The sequence below is a fragment of the Mariprofundus ferrinatatus genome, from assembly GCF_002795825.1.
Lineage (GTDB): Bacteria > Pseudomonadota > Zetaproteobacteria > Mariprofundales > Mariprofundaceae > Mariprofundus > Mariprofundus ferrinatatus.
In genome coordinates, this window is sequence record NZ_CP018800.1 from 1541665 (window position 1) to 1558161 (window position 16497).

At 53.3% G+C, this 16497-nt stretch carries 16 protein-coding genes; 7 read left to right on the top strand and 9 right to left on the bottom strand.

The window, feature by feature from the left end:
- Nucleotide 1: 1 nt before the first annotated feature.
- The 5 genes from Ga0123462_RS07450 to tatA all read right to left on the bottom strand — a co-directional run bounded on the left by Ga0123462_RS07450 (nt 2) and on the right by tatA (nt 2307).
- On the bottom strand, nt 2-475 hold the full coding sequence (locus Ga0123462_RS07450) for a PilZ domain-containing protein (RefSeq protein WP_100265731.1): 474 nt from the start codon (nt 473-475) through the stop codon (nt 2-4).
- A gap of 309 nt (nt 476-784) precedes the next feature.
- Nucleotides 785-979, bottom strand: a complete 195-nt coding sequence (locus Ga0123462_RS07455; protein WP_100265732.1) for a hypothetical protein — start codon at nt 977-979, stop codon at nt 785-787.
- Nucleotides 972-1745, bottom strand: coding sequence for a twin-arginine translocase subunit TatC (gene tatC, locus Ga0123462_RS07460; protein WP_198507315.1), 774 nt, complete (start codon nt 1743-1745; stop codon nt 972-974). Before tatC ends, Ga0123462_RS07455 begins: the two co-directional genes overlap by 8 nt.
- A complete protein-coding gene (gene tatB / locus Ga0123462_RS07465; protein WP_100265733.1) occupies nt 1742-2086 on the bottom strand; it encodes a Sec-independent protein translocase protein TatB in 345 nt (114 codons plus the stop codon). Before tatB ends, tatC begins: the two co-directional genes overlap by 4 nt.
- Nucleotides 2087-2112: 26 nt before the next feature.
- Complete coding sequence (gene tatA / locus Ga0123462_RS07470) at nt 2113-2307, bottom strand: twin-arginine translocase TatA/TatE family subunit (protein WP_100265734.1); 195 nt, start codon at nt 2305-2307, stop codon at nt 2113-2115.
- A gap of 294 nt (nt 2308-2601) precedes the next feature.
- Between tatA and Ga0123462_RS07475 the strand changes: the two genes are divergently transcribed.
- From Ga0123462_RS07475 to Ga0123462_RS07500, 6 genes are all read left to right on the top strand, one after another.
- Nucleotides 2602-2970 carry a response regulator gene (locus Ga0123462_RS07475; protein WP_100265735.1) on the top strand — a complete coding sequence of 123 codons (369 nt, stop codon included), beginning with the start codon at nt 2602-2604 and terminating at the stop codon, nt 2968-2970.
- On the top strand, nt 2931-6011 hold the full coding sequence (locus tag Ga0123462_RS07480; protein WP_232726400.1) for a response regulator: 3081 nt from the start codon (nt 2931-2933) through the stop codon (nt 6009-6011). The genes Ga0123462_RS07475 and Ga0123462_RS07480 overlap by 40 nt, the downstream gene beginning before the upstream one ends.
- Nucleotides 6012-6040: 29 nt before the next feature.
- Nucleotides 6041-6403 (top strand): response regulator, encoded by a 363-nt coding sequence (locus Ga0123462_RS07485; RefSeq protein WP_232726401.1) that lies wholly within the window; start codon nt 6041-6043, stop codon nt 6401-6403.
- Nucleotides 6404-6475: 72 nt separating this feature from the next.
- Nucleotides 6476-7894, top strand: coding sequence for an acetyl-CoA carboxylase biotin carboxylase subunit (locus tag Ga0123462_RS07490; RefSeq protein WP_100265738.1), 1419 nt, complete (start codon nt 6476-6478; stop codon nt 7892-7894).
- Nucleotides 7895-8033: 139 nt separating this feature from the next.
- Nucleotides 8034-9890: a sodium-extruding oxaloacetate decarboxylase subunit alpha gene (oadA, locus tag Ga0123462_RS07495; RefSeq protein WP_100265739.1), complete on the top strand. Its 1857-nt coding sequence runs from the start codon at nt 8034-8036 to the stop codon at nt 9888-9890.
- A 280-nt stretch (nt 9891-10170) separates the two neighbouring features.
- Nucleotides 10171-11964, top strand: coding sequence for a sensor domain-containing diguanylate cyclase (locus tag Ga0123462_RS07500; RefSeq protein WP_100265740.1), 1794 nt, complete (start codon nt 10171-10173; stop codon nt 11962-11964).
- Nucleotides 11965-11968: 4 nt separating this feature from the next.
- Here Ga0123462_RS07500 and Ga0123462_RS07505 read toward each other — a convergent pair whose 3' ends face one another.
- The 4 genes from Ga0123462_RS07505 to Ga0123462_RS07520 all read right to left on the bottom strand — a co-directional run bounded on the left by Ga0123462_RS07505 (nt 11969) and on the right by Ga0123462_RS07520 (nt 15360).
- Nucleotides 11969-12181: a hypothetical protein gene (locus Ga0123462_RS07505; protein ID WP_100265741.1), complete on the bottom strand. Its 213-nt coding sequence runs from the start codon at nt 12179-12181 to the stop codon at nt 11969-11971.
- Between the two features lie 23 nt (nt 12182-12204).
- The gene (locus Ga0123462_RS07510) at nt 12205-12972 is read right to left on the bottom strand and encodes a hypothetical protein (protein WP_100265742.1); all 768 of its coding nucleotides are present in this window, start codon (nt 12970-12972) and stop codon (nt 12205-12207) included.
- Between the two features lie 117 nt (nt 12973-13089).
- Complete coding sequence (ettA, locus tag Ga0123462_RS07515; protein ID WP_100265743.1) at nt 13090-14760, bottom strand: energy-dependent translational throttle protein EttA; 1671 nt, start codon at nt 14758-14760, stop codon at nt 13090-13092.
- A gap of 240 nt (nt 14761-15000) precedes the next feature.
- Nucleotides 15001-15360 (bottom strand): response regulator, encoded by a 360-nt coding sequence (locus tag Ga0123462_RS07520; protein WP_100265744.1) that lies wholly within the window; start codon nt 15358-15360, stop codon nt 15001-15003.
- Nucleotides 15361-15754: 394 nt separating this feature from the next.
- On the opposite strand from Ga0123462_RS07520, the gene Ga0123462_RS07525 reads away from it, so the two are divergent.
- The gene (locus tag Ga0123462_RS07525; protein WP_100265745.1) at nt 15755-16495 is read left to right on the top strand and encodes an SDR family NAD(P)-dependent oxidoreductase; all 741 of its coding nucleotides are present in this window, start codon (nt 15755-15757) and stop codon (nt 16493-16495) included.
- Nucleotides 16496-16497 lie beyond the last annotated feature (2 nt).

Consider the following 16497-nt stretch of genomic DNA (forward strand, 5'->3'; position numbering starts at 1 on the left):
GTCAGCCATTAACATCCAGCAGTTTCTTGCTCTCTTCAAGATACGATAAAAAGCGTTTCATATCTTCATCACTGTAGTGAAAAAACTTTATATGCATACCGGCTGCATATTTCGAGCCGTCACTAATCTCAGTAACCTCACCACTGAATTCGGCCAGCAGCTTCTCCTCCGGCGGGATATAGAAGTGGAGTATAAGAATTGTGTCGACCGGAAAAGGATCCTCGCACTGAATAAAAACGCCGCCCTTGCTCGCATTGAGCACATAATCCTTGCAGAGCAGTGGCAACTCCAGGTTATGCCGCACCGAGAGGGAGACCGGGAAGCGCACATGCCTGCGCTTCTCACTACCCGAATAAAATTCATCTGTATCGCCCCCATGGCTAAGGAGCATTTTTGTCCCGGCCTCCCTATTAAATGGCCAAAGGCGCTCTACAAGGTTCCCCAGTAGAAACACCTGTCTGTTCAGAAACCCCATAAGCTTCTCCGTAATAGATATAAGAGTTTCAGCCATAATTCAGCGGCTGGTGCAGACACCTTGATATAACGATCATGCAAACTGCCACGCCTTCTGCCCTGTCTCGCGATAATGGTTGAAGCGGCTCCAAGCAGTGCACCTGAGAGATACCCTGCTCACAACGAGTATAGGTGAAAAATCAGTTTAGGGAAAATGAGCACATTCCGGCAGGGGAATCCACCCCATCCCCATTAATTGCTTGAGAAACAGCCCCGATATCTTCTAACGCATTCTTACAGAGCCTCTCCTGATCAGAAGTGAAGATATGATTCACACGCTTTTGTTCAGCCATCCACGCTTTACAGCCACAAACAGAACAATTGCTACCGGGACAATCCAGCCGATGTGATCGAATTCAAGTAACCAGTGCCAGATGGATACGGCCTCGATATGACCATGGCCGCTGTGGGCCAGGACGAGTGTTGGCATGAGCATAATGGCAATCGCGACGAACAGCTTAGACATTTTCAATTTCCTTTTCGGTTTTCCGTTTTTTCATCTTCGCGAGATAGAGACCGACCTCATAGAGCAGCAACATCGGAACCCCCAACAGTACCTGAGAGATGATATCGGGCGGAGTGAGAATGGCTGCAAAGACGAATGCCCATACTATCACATAGCGACGCTTGTCCGCCAGTGACTCGGCATCCACAATATTCAGCCGAACCAGCAGCATGATCACAATCGGGATCTGGAAGCTGACACCAAAGGCGAAGAGCAGCTTCAGCACCAGCGAGAGGTACTCCTTCACCGCCGGCATGGCCTGGATATTCTCCGTGGAGAAGCTGAGGAAAAACTCGAAGATCAGTGGAAATACAATATAAAAGGCGAAAGCACCGCCGGCCAGCAACAACCCCAGACTGCCGAAGAAGTAGGATGAGAATGCCTCTCTCTCGTGACGGTAGAGGCCGGGGGCTACAAAAGCCCAGAACTGATAGAGGGTTACAGGTGAAGTGGCAAACAGGCTTAATACCAGCGCGATCTTCAGGTAGGTAAAAAAGACATCAGGAGCATTGAGAAACACCAATGGCGTGCCTTCAGGCAGTGCTGCCCTGAGTGGTTCAGAGATGAAATCGAATACCGGCTCAGAGAAATTTATCAGCACCATGACGCCGATCATGTATGCGACAACGGCTATGCTGAAGCGGCGGCGCAGTTCAGCCAGATGCAGGAGAATACTCTTGCCCGAATCGTCCAGCGCCCCCTTCTCTTCCATCTCATCCCGGCTCACTTCGAAGCCTCATCTCTATTCTGCGGATCCCCATCTTTAGCTTTGCCGGCTGCAGAACCAAGCGCTACGGCCGGATCGATCACCTGCCCGTGCTTTTTCATAATCTCTTTGTTGATGTCGCTGATATCGCCTTCGCTCAGAGCATCCTTGATCTCGGTAACCGGTGTTGATAGCGGTGCGGTCTCCTCATCGATCTGGCGTTTTACATCACTGACCCAGTCGCGTCCTTTGCGCACCACGCGACCGACCTGTGAGAAGAGCTCTGGCATACGCTCAGGCCCCAGCACCAGAAAGGCGATTACGCCGACAAGAAGCAGCTCCAAAAATCCGATATCAGGCATGGTAGTTCAAACCCCAATGGGAGCTGTTACTTTTTCTCGACAGACTCGTCAGCAGAATCGACCGAAGATTCGTCCTTTTTGTCATCATCAGAAATATTGCTGCGAAAGCTCTTGATTCCCTTGGCAAGCCCTGCCCCAACCTGTGGCAACCGCTTGGCGCCGAATAGCACCACGACAATAATCAGGATCAAAATCAGCTCTGTTGTTCCAAGTCCAAACATTGCAGTACTCCCCCAATAACGGCCTTTACAAGCAACTGAAGTTACCAGTAAAGATGATTGCGGACATTACGCGATTTCACAATATCGGCAAGCGGCGGAACTGATGACAATCAGGCCGGATCAAAAGTGATCCATGTCGAAAATATGACGATCTTCTGCCCTGCCTGGCACCTGATTGCCGTCAGGCAAGGCTGTTTCGTCAAATTAATGACCAAATCAGACAAAATGGCTTGTTATTTAGAAATTATATAGATAGACATTGCGTCAACTTTCCATCCACTCACAGGAGTGACCATGATTCTAATTGTTGATGATAACGACTCGATCCGTGAAATGCAGGTCGCAGTTCTTGAGTCCTCGAACTATGTCGTAAGGGAGGCGGCTGATGGAGCCCGCGCACTAGCCCTTGCCGAAGAGAGACGTCCGTCGCTCGTGCTGATGGATATCACCATGCCAGGCATGACCGGTTACCAGGTACTGGCCAGGTTGCGCGAACTCTATGGTACTGAATTGCCCATCGTCATGGTAAGCGCTCTTCCTGAAGATGAAGAACGCGAAACAGCCATCTCTCGCGGCGCAACGGATTTTATCAGCAAGCCATTCGATATACCTTCAGTCCTGCAGTGTGTCAGGCAATACCTGCAGCAGCCAGAAGTGGCGTGACGCAGCAGCGTACATTCAGGCTTGCAATTGCGGGGGCGGGCCAAGGCGGCAAAGCCCTACTCGATGTGTTGCTGGATGACAGTAACATTGAGGTGGTTGCAATTTCTGACTCCCGCATTGATGCGCCGGCACTGCAGCTGGCTGAAACCAGAGCCATCCCCATCTGTTACAGTGTTGATAAACTTCCTGAATGTGACATGGCTATTAATGTCACAGGCTGCAGCGAAGTTTCCAAACAGTTACGCCAGCATTTCTCAACCGATGTGGAGATAATGGAGGGGAAGGCCGCACACTTCTTCTATGATCAGGTACGCAAGCGAAAAAATGAAAAGGAACAGGTTGAGCGCATGCTCGCCGAGTTCGAGAAACTCAACCGTGTCGGGCGCCAGCTCAACACCAGCGGCAGCCTGTCACTGATGCTCAAGCTTGTGCTGCACGAAGCGATGCAGGTTACCGGATCCCAGGCGGGAACCATTTCGCTCTACAATCATTCAACCCGGGCCCTCTCCCTGCATACGGCTTCCGGCTTCTCCGAAGGGTTTGAAACGCAGGAGCCGTGGATCATCAGGGAGGGAGGGCTGACCGAGCGCATCCTTACCGAGCGCAAACCATTCGTGATCAACGATATATCCAAATCAGACACATTCTCTCTCAACACCGTCCTTGCCAATGAAGGGGTAAAAGCGCTTGTTGCAGTACCGCTGACGCTGGGCGGTGATATTGTTGGCATCCTCTACGTCAATGACTTCACCCCCCGTGACTATGATGAGAATCAGGTCTGCATTCTTGATCTGCTTGCCAATCAGGCGGCACACGCGATCCAGAAAGCACATCTCTTTCAGGCCATTGAACAGGAGAAAGAGGAACTCAAGTCGCTCAACGAACATCTGGAATCTCGCATCATGGAGCGCACTGCAGACCTGACGAAGGCCAACGAGGAACTAACCCGCGCCAACAAGGCCAAATCGCAATTCCTGAGCAACATGTCACACGAACTACGCACCCCGCTCACCTCGATCAATGGCTTCTCCGAATTTCTTCTCGACGGCTTTATCGGCCCCCTCAACGAGGCCCAGAGCAAGTACCTGAAGAACATCAATGTATCCGGCAAACATCTCCTGGAGCTGATTAACGGCATCCTTGATCTCTCGAAGATAGAGGCCGGAAAAATGAGTCTCAAGCTAGAGAAGGTCAGCGTTGCAACGCTCTTTGAGGAGATCATGCTGGTGCTTGAGGGGTATGCAACCAAAGAGAACGTCACACTGAACCTCCAGTGTGACGCCGGGTTGCCTGACATCTTCCTCGACCGCACGAAGTTCAAGCAGATCCTCTACAATATCTGCTCCAATGCGATCAAGTTCAGTCCCGAGGGTGGTGAGGTCACGATTGTCGTCAATTTCGACAAGGCCTCCTTTATCAGTGGCGAGGAGGAGCTTTACGCCTCCCTATCGATCGCAGTATACGATCAGGGTATCGGCATCAGCCCTGAGGATCAGAAGATCATCTTCAATCCGTTTGAGCAGGTTGACGGATCTCATTCGCGTAACTTTGAGGGCACCGGACTTGGACTGACACTCACCAAACAGTTGATTGAAATGCATGGCGGCACCATCACGGTGGAGAGTGCGGTTGGCCAAGGCAGCTGCTTTACCTTCACGCTGCCGGTGGAAACCAAGCGACCTAAAGCGGCCAAATCATCTGGTATCCCGGCAACTGGGCCTGACCTGATTGGAGAACCTCCATTGGGTTCGAGCAGAGTCAGGGAAAATGCGCCGTTGATTCTTGTCGTCGATGATGATGCCCACTCGCTGGAGATAACCACCCTCTACCTCTCCGGGGCCGGCTACAGGGTCTGCCATGCCAGAAATGGCGATGAAGCGTTGAATATTGCCATCAAAAAACGGCCGTTTCTCATTCTTCTCGATATCATGATGCCCGACAAAGATGGCTGGGAAGTACTCCAGGAACTAAAGAGTGAGGCAGAGACCTGCGATATTCCTGTCATCATCTGCTCCGTTTCAGAGAATCAGGAGCTGGGCGTTGCCTTGGGTGCCACCGACTATCTGACCAAGCCGATTGACCGTGAACTACTCACCTCCAAGCTGCATAATCTCGGCAAAGGCCTGCACAGCAAACACCGCACCATGCATGTGCTGGCCATCGACGATGACGAAAACATCCGTGAACTCTATACCGCCACCCTCTCAGCACAGGGATACAGGGTGCACGCTGCAGCCAACGGCCCTGATGGCCTGAGGCTGGCCGAACAGGTTGAGCCGGATGTTATCATTCTGGACCTCATGATGCCCGGCATGGATGGATTTGAGGTGACAGAGCAACTGAAGCAGCATCCCAGCACCCAGGATATCCCTATCATCGTTGTCACAGCCAAAGAACTGACGGTTGCCGAAAGGATGCGCCTGATGGGACATATTGAAGAGTGTGTCAGCAAGGAGGCCTTCACCCAGGGACAACTGCTGCAGGAGATCCACTATTTTGAGACCCTCTACCCGTATCAGGCCGGCCTCAAAGATGAAATATCCGGACTGCTCAACCATCGCTACTTCCAGATCCGCCTTGGACAGGAGCTCTCCCGCTCCAAACGCAACGATCAGAATCTCGCCTGCATACTTGTTGATCTTGATGAGTTTGCCCGTTTCAGTGAATGCGCAAACGAGGGTTATGTACACTCGGCCCTGCGCAAGGTAGGCGACTTTTTCATGAAGAATTTGAGAGGCTCCGACATTGCCACCCGCCACAGGACAGATGAGTTCGCAATGATCCTGACCCAGACCGAACTGGAGGGGGCACTACTGGTGACAAAACGGCTGAAAAACCTGATCGAGGCCTACCCGTTCCCTGGCGAAGATATGCTGGGTGAACATGGCCTAACCTGTTGCGCGTCCATATCTCTCTTCCCGGAGGATGGTGATACAGCTGAAAAACTTATGCAAAACTGCCACAGCCTGATTCAGATCGCCAAAGCAAAGGGGGGCAACAGGCTCGCCTATTGTCACCATGGTGAAGTGGTCATCAAATGAGGGACTTTTCAGGCATAAAAATAGCCGTCGTGGATGATACCGAGGGCATACTGATGCTCTTCAGCGCCATCCTGGAGGCCCACGGTGCAGAAGTGACCACAGCAGAGGATGGCAAAGCATTCCTTGAGCAGATCGAGAACCTATTCCCGGATCTGATCCTGCTCGATATTCAGATGCCGAAAATGGATGGTTACGCGATCCTGCAGCAGATCAAAGCGATACCCGCGCTCTGCAACACCCCTGTTGTCGCTCTGACTGCCCACGCCATGAGTGGCGACATGGAGAAAATTCTTGAGGCGGGCTTTACGGGTTATATTGCCAAGCCTGTTGATACGCGCGCATTTCCGGATCAGGTCGCATCATTTTTGTCGTCTGGAACACCCTCCACTTGAGAAACAAACCGGTTTACTGCGAGGCAGGCCAACCGGTATGATCGCCACCCCATCAGGGCAAGGAGCGTGACATTGTTTAAACGCATTCTCATCGCCAATCGCGGCGAATGTGCCATCCGAATTATTCGCGCTTGTCGTGAACTCGACATCAAGGCAGTTGCCATCTATTCCGAGGCCGACGCCAACGCGCTGCATGTAAAAAAGGCCGATTTCGCGGTGATGATCGGACCTGATCCGGTCAAGAGCTATCTCAACATCCACCGTATTGTGACCATCGCTGTTGAGACCGGCTGCGATGCCGTGCACCCCGGTTTCGGATTCCTCTCCGAAAACGATGAGTTTGCACGGCGCGTGACCGAAGCTGGCATGACCTATATTGGCCCCTCCCCCGATGCCATCCGCGACATGGGCAGCAAGACCAAGGCGCGCGAGTCGATGATTGCTGCCGGCGTGCCGGTCATCCCCGGGTCCGAGGGTGAACTTTCCAGCATTGATGAAGCTCTCGTGCTTGCCAACGACATGGGGTATCCGGTGATGCTCAAGGCTGCTGCCGGTGGCGGCGGACGCGGCATCCGTCGCTGCGACAATGATGCCGAGCTGCGCGAGAACTATGATATCACCAAACGAGAAGCCACTGCCGCATTCGGCGATGATGCCCTGTTCATGGAGAAGTGCATTGTCGAGCCGCACCATATCGAATTCCAGATACTGGCCGATTCGCATGGCAACGTGGTGCACCTCTTCGAGCGTGACTGCTCAATCCAGCGCCGCAACCAGAAGCTCATCGAGATTGCCCCGAGTAATTTTCTGACGCCTGAGCTGCGAGCTGAGATGGGTGCCGTGGCCGTGAAAGCGGCAAAAGCAGTCAACTATGTCAATGCCGGTACGGTCGAATTCCTCGTCGATAAGGATCACAACTTCTGGTTTATGGAGATGAACACGCGCCTGCAGGTAGAGCACACCATTACCGAAACCATCACCGATGTGGATATCGTGGCACAGCAAATTGCCATTGCCGAAGGCAAGCCGCTGCCCTTCACACAGGAGGAGCTCTCGTTTCACGGGTTCGCCATCGAATTCCGGATCAATGCAGAAGATCCGAAGAACGGTTTTCTGCCGACACCGGGCCGCATCACCCGCTATAACTCGCCCGGCGGACCGGGTATCCGTGTCGACGGCTGCGTTTATGCCGGCTACGAGATCCCGCCCCACTACGACTCAATGTGTGCCAAGCTGACCGTTTCCGGTCCTGACTGGGAGAGCACCGTTCGCCGATCCAAGCGTGCCCTGGCCGAGTACGACATCCGCGGCGTACGCACCACTCTGCCATTCTACAGCGCGATTGCCGGATCGGATGTGTTCATGCAGGGCGAATTCGATACCGGTTTTATGGACAAGCATCCCGAGTTGCTCAACTACAAACAGAAGAAGACGCGTGAAGATATCGCGGCGGCTGTAGCAGTGGCGATTGCAGCCCACTGCGGTCTGTGACGCATAATGGATATGGGTTCATGGCTTCCTGTCATGTCCCTTTGGATGCGACTGCAAAAGCGTCGTTTTGCAGTCGCTTACGGCTTAGCTGCGGCACGTCCGTGTGCCGAAAAATGCACCCTGCTGAAGGAATATAATTATGAATGAAGCAAAGAAAAAACTGGCGATTACCGAACTGGCCCTGCGTGACGGCCACCAGTCGCTGCTGGCCACTCGTATGCGGCTCGATGATATGCTGCCGATCTGCGACAAACTGGATAAAATCGGTTACTGGTCGGTCGAGGCCTGGGGCGGCGCCACTTTCGACACCTGCCTGCGTTACCTTAAGGAGGGGCCCTGGGTACGCCTGCGCGAGCTGAACAAAGCGCTGCCGAACACCCGTATCCAGATGCTGTTGCGCGGTCAGAACCTGCTTGGCTATCGCCATTATGCCGATGATGTGGTGCAGAAGTTCGTCGATATGGCTTCGGCCAACGGTGTGGATGTATTCCGCGTCTTCGATGCCATGAACGACCTGCGCAACGTACGTACGGCAATCAAACAGGTGAAGGCCAATAACCGTCACGCCGAAGGCACGATCTGCTACACGACCAGCCCCGTGCACACGCTTGAGTATTTTGTCGATCTCGGTAAAGGGCTTGAGGATATGGGGTGCGACACTTTGGCAATCAAGGATATGGCCGGCCTGCTGACCCCGGTCAACACCCGTGAGTTGATTTCAGCACTTAAAAACGAGGTCTCGATTCCGCTGCACCTTCATTGCCACGCCACATCCGGCGTTGCCGAGATGGTGCAGTGGGAAGCTGTGCATGCCGGTTGTGACATTATCGACACGGCTATCAGCCCGCTTGCAGGCGGCACCAGCCATCCGGCGACCGAATCGATGGTAGCCGCCTTCGCCGGCACCGAGTACGACACAGGGCTCGATCTGGTGGCACTGCAGGCTGTAGCTGCCCACTTCCGTGAAGTACGCAAGAAATATTCCCGCTTCGAGTCCGATGCCACCCGCATGGATACCCGTGTATTCATCAACCAGATTCCCGGCGGCATGATCTCCAATCTCGCCAACCAGCTCAAAGAGCAGGGTGCACAGGATAAGATGGATGAGGTGCTCGATGAGATTCCTCGCGTGCGCAAGGATTTTGGTTACCCGCCACTGGTCACCCCGACCAGCCAGATCGTCGGCACTCAGGCGGTACTCAATGTCGTTTCGGGCAAGAAGTACAAGGTGATTACCAATGAAACCAAGTCCTATCTCAAGGGGATGTACGGCAAGGCACTCGGCATAATCAACGAGGATGTACGAAAGCTGGCGATTGGCGATGAGGAACCGATTGATGTGCGGCCGGCCGATCTGCTGCAGAATGAGATGGACGCCCTGACCCGGGAAATCGGTGACAAAGCGAAATCGGTGGAGGATGTTCTCTCCTATGCGATGTTTCCGACCATAGCACTGCAGTTCTTCGAAGAGCGCGAAAGCGGTCATTTCAACCCGGAACCGCTTGAGGCCCCGACAGAACCGGCTGGAGCACACTCAGAGGTGGTTACAGCACAATCGCTGGCGCCTACCGAGTTCAATATCACCATCCACGGCGAGCAGTACAACATCAAGATCGAGGGCTCCGGCCACAAGAGCGAGGATGTGCGTCCGTTCTATGTGAAGGTGGATAACATCCTTGAAGAGGTGATGGTGGAATCGCTCACCGAGGTGGTGCCATCCATCGAGGGAAGGATCGACACCAGGAAGGCATCCAAAGGCTCTCGCAGGCCTAAAGCGCGGAGTGACAGCGATGTTACCACACCGATGCCGGGTCGCGTGGTGACCGTCAGCGTTGCCGTTGGCGACCATGTCGAGGCCGGTGATACCGTCATGACAGTCGAGGCGATGAAGATGGAAAATCAGGTGTTTGCACCTGTCTCCGGTACCATCAAGGCAATCCATGTCGCCGAGGGTGACAGCGTCAACCCGGACGAGTGTCTGATGGAGATCAGCTAAGCTTATCACTCTCAATATACAGAGAGGCCCGGCATTACCGGGCCTCTCTGTTTCTGCCGCGTCGACGCAATACACGACACATCCTTGCAGACGCCGGGTGCCGTAATCGCTGGCCTAGATAACTATTCGCGAAGGAACTCGGTGCCGACCTGGTGACCGAATCCGATTGAACTGCAGTGAATACTGACTTCCACTAGCCCTTGCAAGCGGCAAAAAGATCGCATAGAAAATAGGCTTACAGTCGCCAAATGCACCATTTGCCAGCAATTAGGAGGCGAAAATGGCCAAGAGTGAGCCCATAAATCAACATGAAGAGAACAGCCGTACACTGAGCCGGTTATTCTCGATCGCATCTACAAGTGTTGATCAGAATCAGATGCTGCACCTTTTTCTGGATGAACTACTTTCGCTAAGCTGGCTCTCTTTGCAGCCCAAGGCAGGCATTTTTCTCACTATTAAGCGCCCCGGTGAAAAGCCGGTTCTGAAGCTGGAAGCACAACGCAATTTGGATGACTCCATCATCGACGGCTGTGCCAAAATCAGTTTTGGTGAATGTCTCTGTGGCAAGGCTGCGTCAACAGGCTCGCCAGTTCATGCTAGCTGTATTAACGAGGGCCACGAAAAAATGTATGCAGACATGCCTCCGCATGGGCACTACAGCGTACCGATTCTCTCTGGCAAGCACGTACTTGGTGTGCTGGTCCTCTACCTTCCCCACGGCACTGAGTATAATCAGAAACATGTCGACTTCCTGACACGCTGCACCTCAGTGCTTTCCCTTACTTTGGAATTAAGAGACAAGGAGCGGAAGCTTCTTGAGGTCAACAGGGAGCTAGCCTTTCAAAAGGCGACCCTAGATCAGCATGCTATCGTCAGCATTGCGGATGCCGCCGGTGACATTGTCTACGCCAATAGTAAGTTCTGCGAAATCAGTGGTTATCATCAGGAGGAACTGCTTCATCGGAATCACCGTATTCTGAAGTCTGGGGAACACTCCCAAGCATTCTACGAGAAACTTTGGCAAACTATCGGCTCAGGCAAAGTGTGGCACGGAGAGATCAAAAACAGACGAAAAGATGGGGGGTACTACTGGGTCAATGCCACAATTGTACCTTTTTTAAACGAGGCAGGCCGACCCTTCCAGTACGTTGCCATTCGAACCGATATCACAGAACAAAAGAAGATGCAGGATGACTTATCACAGGCTCAAAAAGTAGCCAATATAGGTAGCTGGAGCCTTAATCTGACAAATAATGAACTCAGCTGGTCGGATCAGATCTTTAATATTTTCGGCATTGACCAAAGTGAGTTCGAGGCCAGTTACGAAGGGTTCCTAAGCACCATCCACCCAGACGACCTTGATATGGTGGGCCAGCGATACCAGCAGTCGCTCAATAATGATATGCCGTATGACATCATTCACCGCATTATACGAAAAGATAACAAAGAAGTACGCTGGGTGCATGAGGTATGCGCGCACCAGCGCGACAACAATGGCAATGTAATCCGCTCTGATGGAACAGTGCAGGATATCACGGAACGCAAGCTTGCTCAGGATGAGATTCAACGCTTGGCAATGACCGACCAGTTAACCGGCATTGCCAATCGCAATCAATTCCACCGTCGTTTTGATGAAATTTTAAAGTTGGCTCGTCGCGAGAAGAAAGTTGTCATTCTGATGCTGCTTGACCTCGACAGGTTCAAACCTGTTAATGATACCTTTGGCCATCAGGTTGGTGACTCGCTACTGAAGCAGGCCGCTGCTATTCTGGCAAAAAATTGCCGTGATACCGATGTCGTTGCGCGTTTGGGTGGCGACGAATTTGCCATCATTCTCGTGCATCCCGACTCTCGAGATCGCGCATCTGAAATATCCGAGAGAATCATCAGCGAGCTAACCAAGCCATTCACGATAGAGAATCAACAAATCAATATCGGAATCAGTATCGGTCTGGCCGCCTATCCAGCCGATGCTGACAATGAAGATAGGCTGATCAATCACGCCGACAAAGCTCTCTACAAAGCCAAGGAAGCAGGACGAAATACTTATCGTTTCTACTCAGAAGTATTGTGACCTGTTACTCAGTATCGCGCTTCCCACCAAAAAGCAGATTAGAGAAGATAATTCCTGGGCAGATGCCGGTAGCAGCGGCAAAGAGGAAAAAGATCGCCGGAATATAGAGCAGCCAGTGCGCCGTTCCAAAGCCGGTGAGCCAGATACCTGTCAAGAGAATCGTGCTCACTACAAGGAAAAAGAATCGCATCGGTTTTCCGATCAGATATTTTTTCATACCGCCCTCCTGTTCAGACAGCCTTACTTCTGTGCCGCGGCAATGCGGCGCAGGGTCGGCACCTCCAGCCCCGCCTCATCAGCGATGGCCAGCGCCCGCTCCAGACGTGCCGGTGCCGAACGTCCCATACAGCCATGCTCAGGGTCGCCGTCGAATGCTTTCAGCATCCCTTCGATAAGAAATTTTCGGTCGAGCTTCTTGCCGGTGAGGTACTCCTGGATATCGAATACATCGCCAGCTACCGAGCAGGCCAGGTCATTATGCTCCAACCAGAGCTGGCGCACATTGCCGCCGCACTCCAGTCCCGCGATATTGGTGGTCAGGATATAGAGGTTTTTCAGCACCAGCTCGAACAGCAGCGACTCGTCACTATCCAGTTCGCGCACCGGGATATCGAGCGTAGCCAGAGCCTCGCGCAACACGCCTGCATTGGGGCCAAAGGCGGGTGATGCGATCACCACCTTCGAATCCATCCCCCTCTTCTTCTCGAACCAGACCGAAATGACGGTGGGATTCTCGAAGTCGTACGGCTCCCAGTCGCGCGGTAACAGTTCATTCTGCAAAAGCACCAGCCGGTCGCACCATGCATCGGGGATCTGCGCCAGCGTGGAATGCAGATCCTTCTCAGCCACGGCGACCACGACCATCTCCGGCTCCGGAAAATCATCCGCCACCAGCGTCATATCCATTTCTCGGGTCACAGGAACGACCGGGTAGCCGAGTCTCATAACACCCCGAGCAAACACCGACCCGATCTCCCCGATCCCGATCACTATTACTGGTTTATCCATACACACCTCCAGACTCTTTGCCGCCAAAGTGTACGCATCTGTGCCTCAGGAAAAAACCACCCGAATACAGAACGGGACATTAAAAAGGGCGGCCAATGGCCGCCCTTGTTGATTTGATCAGACCAGCTTCTTGTACTTGATGCGGTGCGGCTCGGTGGCGTCGTCACCGAGACGGCGGCGCTTGTCCGCCTCGTAATCCTCGAAGTTGCCCTCGAACCACTCGACATGCCCCTCACCTTCAAATGCAAGCATGTGCGTGGCGACACGGTCGAGAAACCAGCGGTCATGCGAGATCACCACAGCACAACCCGGGAAGTCGAGTAGCGCCTCTTCCAGCGCACGCAGGGTTTCAACATCAAGGTCGTTGGTAGGCTCATCCAGCAGCAGTACATTGCCACCCGACTTCAGCATCTTGGCCAGATGCACGCGGTTGCGCTCACCGCCGGATAACACGCTCACCTTCTTCTGCTGATCGCCGCCCTTGAAGTTGAAGCGTCCACAGTAGGCACGGCTCGGCACCTCGACCCTGCCGAGCAGCATTGAATCAGCACCGCCGGAAATCTCCTCCCAGACGGTCTTGTTGCCGTCGAGCGCATCACGCGACTGGTCGACATAGGAGAGCTGAACCGTCTCGCCGATGGTCAGCGTGCCCGAGTCGGGCTGCTCCTGGCCGGTGAGCATCCGGAAGAGCGTGGTTTTGCCAGCACCGTTGGCACCGATAATGCCGACAATACCTCCTCTGGGCAGGTTAAAGGAGAGGTTCTCCACCAGCACCTTGTCACCGAAACCCTTCTTGATTCCTTCAGCCTTGATCACGGTATCGCCCAGACGCTCGGAGACCGGGATATAGATCTGCTTGGTAGCGTTACGCTCCTGCACCTCGCGGCTTGAGAGGTCATCAAATGCCTTCAAGCGCGCCTTGGACTTGGCATGGCGCCCCTTGGCCCCCTGACGCACCCACTCCAATTCATGTTTCATCGCCTTCTGGCGTGCAGTCTCCTGCTTCTCCTCAATGGCAAGGCGCTTCTCCTTCTGCTCCAGCCATGATGAGTAGTTGCCCTCGAACGGAATACCGCGGCCGCGATCGAGTTCAAGAATCCAGCCGGCTACGTTATCAAGGAAATAACGGTCATGGGTTACTGCCACAACGGTGCCTGAATAGTCATGAAGGAAGCGTTCCAGCCAAGCCACCGACTCGGCATCGAGATGGTTGGTCGGCTCATCCAGCAGCAGCATGTCGGGGGCTGAAAGCAGCAGCCTGCAGAGCGCCACACGGCGGCGTTCGCCACCGGACAGCTTGGTCACATCGGCATCCCATGCAGGCAGACGCAGTGCATCCGCAGCGATCTCCAGCTTGCGATCGAGATTGTGGCCGTCGGCCGCCTCGATAATTGCTTCGAGTTTGGCCTGCTTGGTGGCAATGGCGTCGAAATCGGCATCGGGATCGGCGTAAGCTGCATAGACCGCATCGAGTTCAGCCAGTGCATCCTTGATCGGCTGCACCGCCTCCTCGACATTGCCACGCACATCCTTGGAAGGGTCGAGCTCCGGCTCCTGCGAAAGATAACCGATGCGGATACCCGGAGCAGGACGCGCCTCACCGAGAATCTCCGTATCAATACCGGCCATGATCTTGAGCAGTGTCGATTTGCCGGCACCGTTCAGGCCCAGCACGCCGATTTTCGCACCCGGCAGAAAGGAGAGCCAGATGTCCTTGAGAATCTCTTTCTTGCCGGCAACAACCTTGCCGACCCCCTGCATCGAATAGATATACTGATAATCGGCCATGATGAGCCTCCGGAAAAAATGTCCGCGCAAGCTATGGGTTAAGCAGAACGATTCAAGCCAGAGTGTGGTATCAGGCACCTGTCCCGGGACTATAAGAGTATGTTCTTTCTGATATATACCGCGTGCCGTTACTGTTTTCTGTTATTTTGACAATCGAAAACAGCCCGATGCACAACGCCACGCTTCCTGATCGGACTCCTCTAGCAAGGCTGTAGATACCGAACCGACTGCTGAAAGACTCTACATATCACATCTTACGATTGCATCCGCTACGGCTATGAGTTGCTCGGGGTTAAACGGCTTGGACAAAAAGTGGCAGGGATCTGTTCTAACTGCTCCATCTTTTCCCTCATAGCCGGAAATAACCACGAACTTTTGATTCGGAAATTTCTCTCGAACTTCTTCAATCAGTTCATAGCCGTTCATCCTGGGCATCCGGACATCAGTGATTATCGCAACCGGGGAGATGTAGCTGTCACTGTTTACATAATCGAGATATTCAAACGGGCAGGAGAAAGCCTTGCCGCCATATCCGGCGACATCGAGCAACTCAACAATGAGCTCACGAACGTGCTCGTTATCATCTACAACATGAAACATATTATATTTTTTAGCCCCACCTGTTGAATCTGCAAACCATATGCAAAGTGTGTATTTGTTTCATTTATTCGAATCTTGAATCGAAACTGTAACAGTATTAATTCATCGTTCCTTTAGAGCGGTTCGTCCCTGCAACAAACCTGATGTACCCCACGATGGCGATAAGAACCACAGTAAATACGAAAAAGAAGATCAACATGATCGCAGCCCCATAATATCTATTTATCGGCACCAGACTCGATTTCTGTAGTGAGAAATATCTCCATGGATCAAAAGCAGTGTTTCGATTCAGCCGCCCCTCGCAAGATCAGTATCGGCTTCGAATTCGCAGCGCATATCAGAGGATGTGCTTTTCGGAAGCTATCGTTACTATGCCGCAGGCAGGGGGAATCAGATGTCAGAATTCAAAGATAGAATCATTATGGTAACCGGCGCATCCGATGGTATCGGCCAGCAGGTTGCGGCGGCATTGGGTGAAGCAGGTGCCAACGTGATTGCATTGGGACGCAACGAAGAGGGTTTGCAGTTGACAATGGAGCGCATCGAGTCACTGGGCGGGCGCTGCCTCTGCATCCCTTTCGACCTCCATGATTTCGATAATTACGGCAAACTGTTCCTCGCCCTGAAAGATCAGATTCCGCATCTCGACGGGCTGGTGCACTGCGCCGGCGAGATCGAGCGCTGCACGCCGATGCAGTATGTGAAAACGAAGGATTTCAGGAAAATGCTCGATATCCATCTCACGGCACCGAACATGCTGACCCAGATCATGCTGCCGTTACTCAAGCGCGCCCCTTCCGCATCGATCATCTTTACCACGTGCGAAATGGTTTCCGAGGATAAGGCCAACTGGCACGGCTACGGACTGGCCAAACGTGCGCTGGCCTATGCTGCAGCCATGTGGCAGATGGAACATCCCGAAAAACCTTACCGGTTCAATACGCTAAATCCGGGGCGTGTCCGCACCAAGCTGTTCAAGCGCACCTACGGCGGCGAACATCCGGATATGGTGCCGGAAGCGGCAACCGTGGTTCCCGCCTATCTCTACCTGTTGTCGGACGACTCTAAAGAGATGCGTGGACAGACCCTGCATGCCCGCGACCTGATCGGCTCATCTCCCGAGCAGCCCAGCTAGGC